2 protein-coding genes are annotated in these 16,977 nt (G+C 50.1%); both read left to right on the top strand.

Annotated features, from left to right (window positions below; genetic code table 11):
* Positions 1-306: 306 nt before the first annotated feature.
* Positions 307-2,058: a ShlB/FhaC/HecB family hemolysin secretion/activation protein gene (locus VN23_RS07055; RefSeq protein ID WP_082752903.1), complete on the top strand. Its 1,752-nt coding sequence runs from the start codon at positions 307-309 to the stop codon at positions 2,056-2,058.
* Between the two features lie 107 nt (positions 2,059-2,165).
* Positions 2,166-16,976 (top strand): hemagglutinin repeat-containing protein, encoded by a 14,811-nt coding sequence (locus VN23_RS21755; protein ID WP_062654845.1) that lies wholly within the window; start codon positions 2,166-2,168, stop codon positions 16,974-16,976.
* Position 16,977: the final 1 nt, after the last annotated feature.

The following is a 16,977-nucleotide window of genomic DNA, read 5'->3' as shown; positions in this document are numbered from 1 at the left end:
TTGTAACTAGGTGTTATTCATTATAAGTAATTGTTTATGCCCGAATAGGCTCCTATTCTGTCTGAACCTATTTTTTCGCAGTAATGAGAAAAATTTCTTTTAAAAACATAGCACTTTTGTGATGAGGCAAAGTGTGGTGTAAGGGCTGATAAGTTCATGCTCTTGTTGTTTTTATGTCATCTAAGTGCGATGTAATGTTTACTGCTTATGCAAGGTGAGAGTATTATTATTTTCTGTTAAACAGGTGTTTAACTTTTTTTAAGTCATTGAATGGCCTTAAAAAATAGACTTCTCATCGTGCCTATTATGCCAATTGCTACTCGTGCTCTACGTTTTTCGCTTTGCTTTCTTTCCCCTTTTGTTTTTGCTAATGAGCCGTTTCAGTCTCATCCTGAGCCCCGTGTTCAAGATAGCTTGCGCAGGCAAGAGGATAGGGCCCGGGATTTAAATCAGGCGCTTGCTCCTTTAGCGGCCACATTAAAGCCCGCAGATTTACCGCAAATCTCTACGGCGCTGCCCATTGAGCAGCCTTGCTTTGCACTCAATAAAATAAATGTATTGGCGCCGTCTACTCAGGCAGCGCTTCCTTCTTGGCTATTACAGTCTTTAAATCAGCAGGTTTTTACACATTATCTTGGGCAATGCGCGGGTGTGCGGGGATTGAGCCATATTGCTGCAGCGGCTGATGCAGAGTTACTGCGCCTTGGTTTGGCTACATCCCGTGTGGTGGTTCCGCCCCAAAATATGGGAAGTGGCGAGCTGAATTTGCAATTGCATCTGGGGCGAGTCGCTGGGGTGCGGATGCAAGATGGAGGAAAGGACGATTTACGCTGGGGCACTTGGGCGAATGCCTTTCCAAGCTGGCCCGTGATGAGTGCAGGGGATGTGCTGAATGTGCATGATTTGGAGCAAGGCGTAGAGCAAATGAACCGCCTGCCTAGCCAGCATGTTGTAACTCGCCTAGAGCCAGGCACAGAGCCGGATACCAGCGTGGTTTTTATCGACCGCCAAAGTGGTGATTTATTGCAGCGTTTGCGTGGGGGCATCACGTTGGATAATAGTGGCTCGCCATCATTAGGCCGCACACAGCTATCCAGTTATTTGGCTTTTGATAATGCGCTGGGGCTGAATGATATTTTAAATCTGTCGTTCAATACGAATGCTGAAAATCCAGATAGCGATCATCAAAGCCAGTCTGTTTCGGCAAGCTACAGCATTCCCTGGGGCAACCATACTTTTTCCAGCACATACAGCAGTAGCAAATTCGCACAATGGGTGGCGGGTACAACAGCACGCTTTTTATCCAGCGGTGAAAGCGAAAGCGCTGATTTGCGCTGGCAATATCAGCTACTGCGTAGCAGCTCGGCACGGTTTTCTGTTTCGACGGCACTGAGCTCGCGCCGCTCGAATAGTTATTTAGATGATGTGGAGTTGCTGGTGCAGCGCCGCCGCACTACCCAGCAAGAGTTTGGCATCAATTATCGCCAGCTTGTGGGTTCTGCCAGTTTTGATTTGGGCTTGAACTATAAAAGTGGCCGTGCTTGGTACGATGCAGAGGATGATTATCCAGCAGAAATGGACAATGGTTTAACACTGCGCCCAAGCATTACCACGCTGGATTTTGGCGTGGCTGCACCTTTCCAAATTGGGCCCCAAGCGGTGCAATACAATTTTAATTTGCACGGGCAATCTACCCCAAATACCACGCTATCAAATGAGCAAATCGCCATTGGCGGGCGTAGTAATGTGCGCGGGTTTGATGGGGACACCGTGCTGATGGCAGAAAACGGCTATTACTTGCGTAATGAATTAAGCACCTCGCTGCCTATGCCTGAAGGCTTGGGTTTACAAGCCTATTGGGGCTTGGATTATGGCCGGGTATGGGGACCAAGTGATGCAATGCTGATTGGGCATAAATTGGCAGGCACAGCTTTAGGCTTACGTGGGCAATGGAAAAAAGCGCAGTTTGATTTAAGCGCGGCCTCGCCCCTGCATCAACCCGAAGGGATGAATGCCGACCCCTATATTTGGTACGGCTCCGTTACCTTGTCGTTTTAATTTCCTTAGTTTGAACCGCAGGCCTGTGAATAGCGGGCTTATTACTGTCACGTCTGTAGCCAGCAGCTTGTTGCCTGCCGCGTCTAAAGCATTTTGAGCCCTACACCATGAACCAGAATCGTTACCGCCTTGTTTTTAATGCTCACCGTGGCTTGTTAATGGCCGTTGCTGAAACGTCTAACCGTCAGGGGAAATGTGCCAGTGGTGAAGGTGGGGCGGGCAATGTTTCGGTGCCGCTTATACAAAACAGAGGATTGCTTAAAGGCTGGCGCACGAGTCTGGCGCTTGCCTTGGCGCTTATGGGAGGTGTGCAGGCTCAAGATTTACCCATCACACCTGCAGGCCCAGCCGGTGTGCGACCGATTCTAGATGCAGCAGCCAATGGCGTGCCGATTGTGCATATCGCGCCGCCATCGGCGGGCGGTGTTTCACGCAATCAATTTAAAGATTTTAATGTTAATAAAAATGGTCTGATTTTAAATAACAGCAATAGCAATGTTCAAACGCAATTAGGCGGCTGGGTTACGGGGAATCCACAGCTGGGTATTACCCCTGCTCGAATTATTTTAAATGAAGTGGTGGGAACAAACGCTTCGCAACTGCGCGGCACAATGGAAGTGGCCGGGCGGCGTGCGGATATTGTGATTGCCAACCCGAATGGCTTGCTTTGCGATGCTTGCGGATTTATCAATACCAACCGAGTGACACTCACAACCGGTACGCCGCAGTTTGAGCAAGGGCGCTTGCAATCTTTAAATGTGAGCCAGGGCGTTATCACTATTGGCCAGTCTGGCTTGAATGGCAGCCAATTAAGCCAGCTCGATTTATTGGCGCGCGGTTTGGTATTAGAAGGTGAAGTTTGGGCGCAAAGCTTAAACAGTATTACCGGTGCCAATCAGGTTTTATATGGCACTTTGCAAAGCACTTCCTTAGGTGGGTCAGGCGAAACCCCGCGTTTTGCGGTGGATATCAAAAGCCTAGGGGGCATGTATGCCAATCAAGTGTATTTGGTCGCCACCGAGCAGGGCCTAGGCGTAAACAGCACAGGGCGGATTGCCGCTCTGACAGGCACTTTGCAGCTCAGCAGTAATGGCGATATCACCTTAAAAGACAGCTATGCCAAGCAAGATTTATCCATTACGGGTAGCAAGCAGGTTTCGCTAACAGGGCAAACACAATCTGAAGCGGCGCTTACCGTGCAGGCCACTGGCAAGCTCGATCAATCTGGTACGGTGAGTACAATAGGCACGGGCGCTTTGCTGCTTAAGGCTGCCAGCTTAAATAATACCGGCTCGATCATTCAACAGGGCCTTGGAGCGCTTACCTTGAATGTTGCCGGTGAGGCCTTAAATAGTGGCTCCGTATATAGCGCCACTAATGTGAGCTTTACGGCAGCGCAATGGCAGGATCAGGGTGGCGTATGGCAAGCGCAGGGTAAGCTGGATTTAAAAGCGGGCAAAGTTAATCTTGCAGATACGCATCTAAGCAGCGGTGCAGATACGGTATTGAATATCGCTAGTTTGAATGCTGATCGCACAGTGCTGAATAGTTTGGGTAAGCTGGATGCCAATATCGCTGGGCCATTAACTGTGGCGAACAGCCAATGGCAAAGCCAGCTGGCCAGCAAAGTAAACGCAAGCGACATCTCCCTCGATCATAGTCAGCTGATTAGCCAAGGCAGTTTAAGTATTCAGGCTAATAACTTGACGACGAGCCAAAGCAAAATAGCCAGCAAGGGCCTATTAAGTGCAGAAATTGGTGATTTAATCAGCAGCACAGGTGGGGATTGGCTGAGCGCGCAAAAGCTGCAGCTTAGCGCGGGTCGTATTATCAATAGTGGCAATATGCAGTCGCTGGATGTCAGCTTGCAATCTAAAGGGCTGCTGGATAATAGCGGCGGCACGGTACAAAGCCAGCAGCAATTGCAAATTAATAGCCAAGAGTTGCTGAATAAGCAGGGGAGTTTGCTTGCAGGTAAAGACCTGACTTTGCAAAGCACCGGCTTAAATAATGAGCAGGGCAAAATCGCCAGCATTACGGCAAAAACAATGATAGACACGGGTGTTTTAAGCAATACATCCGGCTTGATCAGTGCTGCAACGGGTTTGCAAGTTCAAAGTCTTGCCTTAAGTAATCAGGCTGGAGAAATCAGCAGCGCTGCTAGCTTAAATATTGATGCTCAGGATTTAAGTAATCTGGGCGGTGCCATCCTTGCCCAAGACACAATGCAGCTCAAAACGGCGGCTTTGGATAATGTGCAGGGCCGCATCATTGCGCAGCACGATCTGCAATTAAACACACAAGCACTGACAAATACCCAAGGCACCTTGGCCGCAGTAGAAGGCGCGTTAACAGTTGATACCCACGGCCAAGCCTTAAGCAATACCGGCCTATTGCAAGCCAAACAGGCGCTCACTTTAAGTAGCGGCAAGCTGGATAACCGCGGCCTGCTGGCTGGGCAAGCACTGAATATTAATGCTGCCAGTATCGATAACAGCCAAGGCAAGCTGATTGCACAAGATGGATTGCAGATTAAAGCAAAAGATTTAGTCAGCGATGCAGGCTTGATTCAAGCCGGTGGCAATGCACTGTTTGAGCTGGGCAAGTTTCAAAATACCCATAGCGCAAAAGACGGCGGCTTGATTGTGGGCGGTAGCTTGCTTGTGAATGCCGGCGAGCTGAACAATAGCAGCGGCTTTGTTCATAGCAATCAAGCACAAAGCTTGAATGTACAGCAGCTAAATAATCAGGATGGGCAGCTGCAAAGCCAGGCAGATTTGACGATTGCTGCCGATGCCGTCGCCAATCAAGGTGGGCGAATTCAAGCTTCAGTGCTTACTCTGCACGCCAAAAATAATATTGATAACAGCAGCGGCTTGATTCAAAGCCAGCAGTTACTAGACATTGCCAGCAGCAATTTAAACAATCAAAAAGGCAGCCTGCTGGCTGGGCAAGAGCTGCAATTAAAAACGGCTGCTTTGGATAACACCCAAGGAAAAATCGCCAGCACCGCAGCTAAAACATCGCTGAATACCGGCTCAATCAATAATGAACAAGGCTTAATCACCAGCGCCACAGGCACAGAAGTGAGCAGCCAGTCGTTGAGCAATCAGGGCGGAGAAATCAGCAGCACGGCCAATCTAAATATTGATACGCACGGACAGAGCTTTAGTAATCTGGGCGGCAGCGTGCTGGCGCAAGGCAAGATGCAGCTGGCAATGGGCGCACTGGATAACGCACAGGGCCGCCTGCTTGCTCAGCAAAATATGCAGATCGATAGCGCAGCACTGAGTAATGCACAGGGCACGATTGCGTCGGTAGAAGGGGCATTAAGCCTTCATACGCATGGCCAAGTTTTAAGCAATACAGGCAAGCTGCAAGCCAAGCAATTACTGGATGTGCGCGCCGCTAAGCTACTGAATCAAGGCCTGCTGGCAGGCTCTAGCATCGCCATAGATAGCCTTGCCGTGGATAACAGCCATGGCCAGTTAATCGCCCAGGATGCTTTAAAAATTAAAGCAGGTGATGTGCTCAGTGATGCCGGCCTGATTCAGGCGGGCGGCAATGCACAGCTGGATGTGCACAGTTTCACCAATACCCACAGCGGTAAAGAAGGCGGCGTATTGGTGGGCGGCCAGCTTACGCTGAATGCGAGCGATCTGGATAATCGCAGCGGCCTTATCCATAGCAATTTGGCGCAAGTCTTAAATGTGCAGCAGCTAAATAATCAGGATGGGCAGCTACAAAGCCAATCATCCCTAAGCTTATCTGCGCAAAAAATAGATAACCAAGCAGGCCATATTCAGGCGGCTGATCTAACGATTAAAACACCAGGCCAGCTGGATAATCGCCTTGGCACTTTGCAAGGCGTGCAAAAGCTGCAAATTGAAAGCCAGCAGCTAATCAATCAGGGCGGTAGCGTTTTATCTGGGCAGGATCTGCTATTAAACACCGCCGCGTTTGATAACAGCCAAGGAAAAATAGCCAGTGCCGCAGGCAAAGTCACGCTAAATACCGATGCGCTAAGTAATGATAAGGGGCTGATTAGCAGCGTCACCGGCACGGCCATTAGCAGCCAAGCTGTGAGTAATCAGGGTGGAGAAATCAGCAGCAGCGCCGACGTTAGCCTAAATACCCACGGGCAGGCGCTGAGCAATATAGCAGGCAGCATCTTGGCGCAAGGAAAAATGCAGCTCGATATCGCTGCTCTGGATAATGCACAGGGGCGCATTCAGGCGCAGCAAAATCTGCAGCTTAATAGCCAAGCAATCAGCAATACCCAAGGCACGATTGCCTCGGTAGAAGGCGCAATGCGCATTGATACCCATGGTAAAGCGTTGAGTAATCAAGATGGCAAATTGCAAGCCAAGCAAGCTTTGGATTTAGAAAGTGGCAAGCTAGATAACCACGGCCTGCTGGCTGCCCAAATATTGACCATCAATAGCCAGAATATCGACAACAGCCAGGGCCAGCTGATTGCGCTCGATGCACTCAAAATCAACGCCAGTGAATTATTGAGCGATGCAGGCTTGATTCAAGCCGGTGGCAATGCCCTGCTTGATCTGCAAACGTTTAAAAACACCCATAGCAGCAAAGAAGGCGGTGTAATCGTTGGCGGCACGCTTACGGTCAACACCGGCGAGCTGGACAATAGCAGCGGGCAGATTTACAGCAAAGCAGCACAAACGCTGAATGCCACTCTGCTGAATAACCAGTCTGGCCAGCTGCAAAGCCAGGGGCTACTCGCGATTAATGCCGATGATGTGCAAAATCAATCCGGCCAGATGCAAGCCGCAGCGCTGGTGCTTGCCGCAAAAAATACGATCGATAATAACAAGGGCAATATTCAAAGCCAGCAGCAACTCGATATCAGCAGCCAAAGCCTGAGTAATCAGGGCGGCTACTTATTGGCTGGGCAAAACCTCAATCTGCAAACCGGTGCGCTAGATAATAGCCAAGGCAAAATCGCCAGCACCGCAAGCCAAACTACGCTCACCAGTGCCGCATTAAATAACGATGCAGGCTTGATTAGCAGCGCCACCGGCACACAAATCAGCAGCCAAGCGCTGAGCAATAAAGCGGGTGAAATTAACAGCGCTGCCGATCTGAATATCGACACGCATGGCCAGGTATTTAGCAACAGCGGGGCGGTGCTAGCCAACGGTAAAATGCAGCTGGCAACCGGCGCATTAGATAACGCCGATGGCCGCATTTTGGCGCAGCAAGATTTACACATCAGCAGCCAGGTGATCAGCAGTAGCGGCAGCATTGCCTCGGTAGAAGGCAATGCCAGTATTGATACCCACGGCCAAGCTTTAAATAACACAGGCAAGTTGCAAGCCAAGCTGGCACTGGATATTCAGAGCGGCCAGCTGGATAACCACGGCTTACTTGCTGGGCAAAATATTGGCTTGAATACGGCCAATATCGACAACAGCCGAGGCCAGCTGATTGCGCAAGACGCACTCAAGATTAATACCGGCCTGCTCATCAGCGATGCAGGCTTGATTCAGGCGGGCAAAACTGCCCAGCTGGATGTAACAAAGCTTCAGAACACCCATAGTGCAGCAGATGGCGGCTTAATCTCTGGCGGCACGCTCACGGTAAACACTGGCGAGCTGGACAATAGCAGCGGGCAAATTTACAGCAAAGCAGCGCAAACGCTGAATACCACTTTACTGAATAACCAAAACGGTCAACTGCAAAGCCAGGGGCTACTCGCGATTAACGCCAATAATGTGCAAAATCAATCTGGCCAGATTCAAGCCGCAGCGCTGGAATTAAAAGCAAAAAATAGCCTCGATAACAACAAGGGCAGCATTCAAAGCCAGCAGCAGCTGGATATCAGCAGCCAAAGCCTGAGTAACCAAGGTGGCAGCTTATTGGCAGGGCAAAACGTCAACCTGCAAACCGGTGCGCTGGATAACAGCCAGGGCAAGATCGCCAGCACCGCAGGCCAAACTACGCTCACCAGTGCCGCATTAATCAATGATGCAGGTTTAATCAGCAGCGCCATCGGTACACACATCAGCAGCCAAACGCTGAGTAATAAAGCGGGTGAAATTAACAGCGCTGCCGATCTAAATATCGACACGCACGGCCAGGTATTTAGCAACGGCGGGGCGGTGCTAGCTAACGGCAAAATGCAGCTGGCAACCGGCGCATTAGATAACGCCGATGGCCGCATTTTGGCGCAGCAAGATTTACACATCAGCAGCCAGGCTATCAGCAGCAGCGGCACGATTGCCTCGGTAGAAGGCAGTGCCAGCGTGGATACGCATGGCCAGGTTTTAAATAACACAGGCAAACTGCAAGCCAAGCTGGCGCTGGATATTCAGAGTGGGCAGCTGGACAACCACGGCTTACTTGCAGGGCAAAATATTGGCTTGAATACGGCCAATATCGACAACAGCCGAGGCCAGCTGATTGCGCAAGACTCACTTGCTATTAAAGCGGGTCTGCTCATCAGCGATGCAGGCCTGATTCAAGCGGGCAAAGCCGCCCAGCTGGATGTAGCAAAACTCCAGAACACCCATAGCGCAGCCGATGGCGGCTTAATCTCTGGCGGCACGCTCACGGTAAACACTGGCGAGCTGGACAATAGCAGCGGGCAGATTTACAGCAAAGCTGCGCAAACACTGAATGCCACGCTGCTGAATAATCAGGCTGGCCAGCTGCAAAGCCAAGGCTCGCTCACGATCAATGCCGATGAAGTGCGTAATCAATCTGGCCAGATCCAAGCTGCAGCGCTGGAATTAAGAGCAAAAAACAGCATTGATAACAACAAGGGCAGCATCCAGAGCCAGCAGCAGCTGGATATCAGCAGCCAAAGCCTGAGTAATCAGGGCGGTAGCTTATTGGCAGGGCAAAATATCAATCTGCAAACTGGTGCGTTAGATAATAGCCAAGGCAAGATCGCCAGCACCGCAGGCCGCGCCGCCATCACAAGTGCAGATTTAAATAATCAAGCGGGGCTAATTAGCAGTGCAGCAGGCACTGCGCTTGTGTCTCAAACCATTAAAAATGATGGGGGCGAGATCAGTAGTGAAGCATCATTAGCGATCAATACCCAAGGCCATGCGCTGAGTAATATGGGCGGATCGCTATTAGCTAAAAATGGCGCGCTCAATTTAAACAGCGCTGCGCTGGATAATAGCAATGGCCGCATCCTTGCTAAAGATCAGCTGGCGCTTATTGCGCATGGTTTATTAAATAGCGGCGGTGTGATTGCATCTACCACGGGTGATATTGATTTAAACAGCCATTATTTAAATAACCAGAATGGAAAGATTCAAGCTGATACAGGCTGGCTAAAAATTAAAACCGGCACGGTGAATAATAGCCAGGCCGGTGTATTAGCAGCAAAAAATATTCAGCTTAATACGGCAGACTTGGATAATAGCCAGGGCCAGATTATTGCCGTGGAGAGTATTAGCGCAAGCACTGGCCGCGTATTAAACCAAAGCGGGCTGATTCAGGCTGGGTCAAACATAAATATCAATACTCAGGGCCATGATTTTATCAATACCCAGAGCCATTTTGATCAAGCCGATTTACGTGGTAAACAAGGGCTGATTGCTGGTGCTAATCTGCAATTAGATGCCGCCAGCTTAGTGAATACTGCGGGCTATATTTTTAGCGGCCAAAACCAGAGTATTAATTTGAGCGGTGATTTTAATAATGCCTCGGGTTTGGTAGAAAGCAAATCGGCGCTGAATATTAAGGCACAAAGCCTAAATAACACCCAAGGCGCTTTAACAGCTTTGGGCGATGCTGATATTAATCTATCTGGTGCGTTTGCTAACCAAGGCAAGCTAAATATTGGTGGTACTGCCACAATTAAGGCCTCTGCATTAGATAATAAAAATGGCCGAATTGACGCTGCTAATATGGTATTGGCTGTTACGCAATTTAATAATGGCAAAGGCGTTGTCGAAACCAGCGCAGGCGCAAATATCAATAGCAATAGCCTCGATAATCTGGATGGCAGTATTGCGGTGGGCACTGATTTATCACTGACGATTAATGGTGATTACACGCATCAGGGCGTATTACAAGCCAAGGGTGATTTATCCTTAAATAGCACTAATTTAGTGAATCAGGGTAAATTAATTAGTAATCACCAAACAACGATTACCACCGACAATCTAGATAATCGTGGCGAAATCAGCAGCCTAGAAACCACCCGCATCAATGCAAGTGGCCAGCTGGATAATAGCGGTGATGGCTTAATTGATGGCTCGGCAGTGCGTATTGATGCAGGCACAATTAATAATACCAGCCGAATTTACGGTGATAAGCTATCCATTGGCGCAAATACAGTTAATAACCGCGATAGAGGGGTGATTGCTGCGCGTGCAGATTTACAATTGGGCGCTGCAACATTAAATAACCTCAATACCACGGGCAATCAGGATGGGGCGCTGATTTTTAGTTTGGGCAATGCATCGATTGGGGGCAGTTTAGATGCGGAAGGCAATTCAAAAGGCCAGATGAGCGTATTGAATAATGAATCTAGCCGGATTGATATTGCTAATAATCTATTGATTTCAGCCAATACGGTTGAGAATAAAAATATTTATTTGGATATAAAGCAAAAAACGACGACGGAAAAAGTAGCACTGAATCAAGTTGAGTTTTTTGATGAAGCCGGGCAAAAGTATGATTTAGCTTCTTTAAGGCGACGTGATGAAATTTCATTTGAAGATGGTAAGGATTATAAGTATTTAGGTAAAAGTGGGCTTGTAAAGCCAAGCCAAGCTTATCCTGATGCTGTGTTTGGTTCTCAAGCTTATCGTTACTCCGCTGAAATTGAGAGGATTTGTAAAGGAGGAGGGGGGAATCAAATTGGTGGAGGTGGTGGGGCGAGCTGTGTTCCTGCCGTTAGTTTCCATTACTCAAATACAGATCCAATTTGGGAAAGGTTTGGCCTTGCACGTCCACCTGTAAATTTTGTAGATGTATCTAGCTTTTGTGAGGGTCGGCGTGTTAACGATCCAGCATGTCATGCAGCCAAAGCCACGCTTGCCGTGTGGAATTCATATGAATACCAATTAGATTACAAAATTCGTGCATTCAACGCCGATCTCGATGCTAGAACCTACACCCGCTGGAACGAATACCGCTTCGATTCCAAAACAGTCACCCAAAGCACGGTAGAAAAATCTGCGCCCGGCAAAATTATCGCCGGTGGCAATATGACTTTGTTTGGTTCGGCCATTAATAATCAGGATAGCGCCTTGGTAGCGGGTGGCCTGCTGCTGGGTGATGTAAAAAATATCAATAATGTCAGCAAACAGCAGGGCACTCGCACCGAAGAGCTAAAAGGCTCGGTAGGGGTGAATGGCGGCAATTGGCAAGCACTGACCTTGCCCCCCCAAACCCAATCTGTCCCCTTAATGACCGTCACGTATGAGGGATTTTCAGGCGCAGGGATTGTAAAAGACAAACTGGGCTTAGTTGATGCAGGCAAGCATGCGGCTGATAAATCGGCAAGCGCCGCAGCTAGCCAGCAGCAGAGCGGCCAAGTGACTGATGCTGCCCGGCAGCAGGCAAATCAGGCTCAGATGGCCGATATTAGCCAAACGCAACTAAGCGGGGCTAATCAGGCCTCGCTAGTGCAGCAGTCATCGGCGCAAATGCAGCAGGCAGAGCACGCCACATTGAGCGGCGCTAAAGGACCGACCCAATCCGCCGCTGAGCAAACGCAGATGGTGGATGCAAAGCATGCGAGGTTTGCGGCAGAGAACAATGCACCAAGTGCCGAGCAGCTGGCTGCGATGGGGCCTGTTTCGGTGCAAAGTACGGCACTGCTTGCCAATCAGCAGCAAGCACAGGCAACAGTCGATCAAGCAGAAATGAGCGACACGGCCAAAGTGCAGCTTAAAGATGCACAAGCCGCAAAAATGGCGCAAACCAGCCAACAAGCTGGCCCCAAAGTGCAAAGCATGCAATTAGGCCAGCAGGGGCGGGTATTAACCATGCTGCCTAATTTAGTTGCCCCAAATAACAGCCTGTTTAAATTGCATGCCGCGCCAAATCAGCGCTATTTAGTTGAAACCGATCCCCGCTTTACCAATCAGCGCAGCTTTTTAAGCTCTGATTACTTTACCCAGAATCTGGCTAAAGATCCTTCGCAGCAATTAAAGCGCTATGGCGATGGGTTTTTTGAGCAAAAGCTGATTAATGATCAGATCTTGGCGCTCACCGGCCGACGCTTTTTAAGCGACTACCGAGATACCGAAAGCGAATTTAAATCGCTGATGGATGCGGGGATCAGCTTCGCCAAGCAATATCAGCTTACCCCTGGTGTGGCGCTGAGTGCTGAGCAAATGGCGCTGTTAACCAGCGATCTGGTTTGGCTGACCACGCAAACCGTCATGTTGGCTGACGGCAGTAAGCAGGATGTGCTGGTGCCGCAGGTCTATCTGCGCCGCTTGGAGCAAGGCGATTTGCAAATAGGCGGGGCGGTGATCTCTGCGCGTGAAGTGCATTTAAGCAGCAGCGAAGATCTGGTAAACCGCAACTCCAGCATTGTGGGTAACAAACTCACGCTGAACGCGGGCCGTGATGTATTAAATGATCACGGGCAGATTGGCGGCCAGCAAATCGTTATCCACGCCAAAAACGATTTGCAAAACCAATCCGGCCAGATTGTGGGCATGGGCGAGAGCAGCAAACTCAGCCTGAGTGCGGGCCGCGATATTGTCTTGCAAACGCTGGCGATGGGTGAGACCAAAAATGCTGCAGGCAGCGCCAAGCAATCCAACTTAGACCGGCAAGCGATTGTGCAAGGTGGCGACATCAGCCTGAGCGCTGGGCGCGATCTGCTGCTTAAAGCCGCCAGCGTACAGGCCGGGCAAGATCTGACTATGCAGGCCAAGGGCAAGATTGATAGCCAGAGTATCGCCACCAACAGCAGTTTGCATCTGGGCACAGATGGTGATTGGGCGGGTGGGCGCACGGGCTATCTGGATAAACAATCCACCCAGCAAAATATCAGCAGCATCAGCGCAGGCGGCAAGGCTCTGGTGGTGGCGGGTGATCGCCTTAGCTTGGTCGGCACCAATGTACACGCCGGGCAAAATTTAACCCTGCAAGGGGCCAGCGTACAGATCGAAGCCGTAAAAGAGCGCTTGGCGGGGGACGACCAGCGCGCAGGCAATGATCGCTACGACAGACACGCCTTTAGCACAGAAAGCTTACAGGGCGGTAGCGTAACGGCCGGGCAAAATCTAAGCATTAAAGCGACCGGCCCAGATGGCAATATCACCCTGAAAGGCGCGGATTTACTGGCAGAGAAAGGCCAGCTGAGCTTATCGGCTAAAAAAGATATCGAGCTGGCTTCGATTGACCTGACGCAAACCGATACGCAAGAAACCTACCGCCATAGGCGTGGCTGGTTCTCTAGCAAAACCACCACCACCAGTGATTTCAGTCGTACCACTCAAGCGGTTGGGAATAGCCTGTCTGGCAATAGCATTGATCTGCAGGCAGGCAAGGATATCAAAGTAAACGGTAGTGCCATTGCTGCGACGCAAGACGTGCAATTATTGGCAGGCAACGACGTTAAAATCACTGCGGGCACTAATAGCAGCAAGGATATTCACGATAAAAAAGAAAGTAAATCCGGCCTCTTTAGTGGCGGCGGGTTTGGCTTTACTTACGGCAAGCAAGAGCAACAAACCCATACCGATGCCGATGGCAGCATTCAAAGCCAAAATCGCAGTCTGGTGGGTAGCGAGCAAGGCAAGCTAACGATTAAGGCGGGCAATGCAATCCAGGTCACCGGCAGTGATCTGTCTGCGCTGGCCGGGGATATGGTGATCCAAGGCAAGCAAGTCACGGTAGACCCCGGCCAGGATCGCCATCAAAGCACCGAAACCCAAACCTTTAAACAAAGCGGCATTACCGTTGCCTTCAGTGCACCGGTACTGAGTGTGCTGCAAGCCGCACAAACGGTGGCAGAATCAGCAAAAACCGCGGGCGAATCCAAAGATAGCCGCGTAAAAGCGCTATCGGTGGGCACGGCTGCGCTGGCTGCTAAAAACGGCATTGATGCCGCCAAGGCCGCTGCTGCAGATCCTAAATCGGTGAGCGTGAGCATTACTTATGGCGAATCAAAATCGGAGAGCACCACCAAAACCAGCAGCATCAGCCATAGCGGCAGCACTTTAAACGCCGGTGGCGATATTCAAATCTTGGCGGTGGGCGATAAAGCCAGCCAGCTGAATGTGCTGGGCAGCGAGATCAATGCCAAAGGTAATATCAGGCTGAAATCGGATGGTGATATCAACTTGCAATCGGCGCTGGATGAGAGCGAACAACACAGTAAAAACAGCAGCTCCAGTTGGGGTGCGGGGGTAGCGATCACGATGGGCCAGGGCGGTGGAAGCTATGGCGTGACCGCCAACGGCAGTCTGAGTCGCGGCCAAGCCGATGGCAAAGATACCGCCCAGCAAAACAGCCATATCAACGCCGGTAAAATCCTGACGCTAGAATCCGGCAACGACACCCGCGTAGAAGGGGCGGTAGTTAGCGGCAATAAAATCATTGCCGATATCGGCGGCGATTTAAAACTCGCCAGCCGCCAAGACACCAGCCAGTTTGATAGCAAGCAAAGTAGTGTAAGCGCCAGCGTAACGGTAGGCGTGGGCGTATCGGGCAGCGCCAGCATCAGTCAGGACAAAATGAAATCTGACTACGCCGCCGTCACCGAGCAAAGCGGCTTGTTTGCAGGCAAAGATGGCTTTGAGATCAAGGTTAAAAAGAATACCGACCTGAACGGAGCTGTGATCGCCAGCAAATCGGACGACAACACCCTCAGCACCGGTACGCTCACCCAAAAAGACATCAACAACCACGCCGAATATAGCGCCAGCAGCATCGGCATTGGCGGTGGCTTTAGCATGGGCGGGACTGAGAAAAAACCGGAAGACGGCAAAGCCCCAGGTGGCGATCAGGCCGCTGCCTCTTCTGGAGGCAAACTCTACGACGCAGGCCCAAGCGGCGTCACACCCACTGCGCCTGTCGCACTTAGCGCTGGGGACAATGGCACGAGCACCACCAAAAGCGCCATTGCCACAGCCAAAATCACCATTACCGATGAAGCCAAACAAAAAGAGCTGACCGGTAAAACCGCCGCAGAAACCATCGCCAGCCTAAGCCGCGACACCGATGGTGCGCAGCAACAACTCGCCAATGATTTTAAGCCTGAAAAAATCAACGAGCTATTCAGCGCCACCAAAACCTTCCTGCAAGAAGGCAACACCTTTATGGCAAACCGCACGGCCGAGGCGGATGCGGCGAAGAAAGCGTTGGATGGCACATCGGCCAGCTTAAAGGCAGAACAAGCCAAGCCACAAGATCAGCAAAATCAGGCGCTGATCCGCCAGCTGGATGCTCAAATAACGAGTCTGGGTGAGCAAAAAACCGAAGCAGATAGATGGACGCCTGGCGGAGACTATGGCCGCGCCATGACCGCACTGCAAGCGGCCGTGGGCGGCAATGTCAGCGGCGGCGTAACAGGCTTGGTACAAAACGCCTCTGTGGCTTACCTGCAAAGCTTGGGCGCTGAAAAGATCAAAGAAATAGCCAACAGCTTCCAGACAGTAAAGGGAGAAGAAAACCAAACCAGCCAAAACGTCCGCGCCGCCCTGCACGCCATCGCCTCCTGCGCCGGAGCAGCAGTCTCCTCCAGCAACTGCAGCAGCGCCGCCGTTGGAGCAGCTTCTAGCGTCGTCATCAACAACGTCCTGTCTGAAATTGAAAATACCAACGCAGACAAAATGACGGCCAGTGAAAAGGAAAAACGCAAGAATCTGGTCGGCTCTATCATCACCGGCATTGTTGCGGCAACGGATGGCAATGCAGCGGCAGCAAATAATGCGGCGCAGATTGAGATGGAGAATAATGCGCTGAAACATCCTGATTTGCTGAGGCAGCGAATTAGGGAACTGCAGGCTAAGAATCCTGCGCTAAAAGCACTAAATGAAGATGATTTGGTCAAGGCGGCTAAAAATGTCTATGGCCGTGATGAAATGCGTATTTTTGCAACTGAAGCCGATGCAATAAAAGCAACCAAGGCTACAGGCACAACGTTCTATCAGAATGCCGCTGGTAATTTTGTTGAGCGCTTTGATGTGTCAGCAAAGCTGGAGGTATTGGCCCGAGGCTTGGTTGATAATGCTCAGTATGAAGGGGGTAAGAAATACGCTGCGTTAACGAAAGATAATTTTGACCAGTTAATGCGTGTGCTACTGGAACAGGCCGGTCCGGATAGTGTCACTAATGGAGGTCATTTCTCTGGTGCAACAGATGCAACGGTCTTGGTAGGTATTGGCGCTGTTTCTAAGAATAAAGTTATTTCCAATCAAATATCGTCTGCAGAGGTGCCAGTTGGTGGAAGGGCAGTAAATTCGGTAATTTCTATTGATAAGACGGGAGTAGTTTCTGAAGTCGGTGTATCTACATCTAATCTAGTTAAGCGCGAAGCTATTGATCCTATAAGCTCACGATTACCTCAAAATTTGGTTTATAAAGATCCAACGCTATTGGTCAAAACCAGATCAGAAGCCCTGTTGTCACAGATCCCAGAAAATTCAAGAGGGCGAATTACTATGGGTGTTGCTGTGTTAGAGAAGCCAGACGGAACTCGTTTTGTTGCTGTAAGTACTAGTGAGCCAAGAGGTTACTTAAGGCCAGGTGTTTCAATTGGTGAGGGTGAAATTGTTATTCCTGGTACTGGACATGCAGAGGCAGATATAGTTACATTTGCGCAAAAAAGAGGATATAAAATTGTAGATATTGGGGCAACGCGACCTGTTTGTCCTGCTTGTAATAGTGCGATTGAACCTACTGGCGCAAATATTGCTACTCCAATTAAGAAGATAAAGAGTAATTTAAAAAAGAAGGAGTGAT

It is taken from the genome of Janthinobacterium sp. B9-8 (assembly GCF_000969645.2).
GTDB lineage: Bacteria > Pseudomonadota > Gammaproteobacteria > Burkholderiales > Chitinibacteraceae > Iodobacter.
The sequence above is the reverse complement of the archived record's forward strand: the minus strand, read 5'-3'. Positions and strand labels throughout refer to the sequence as shown.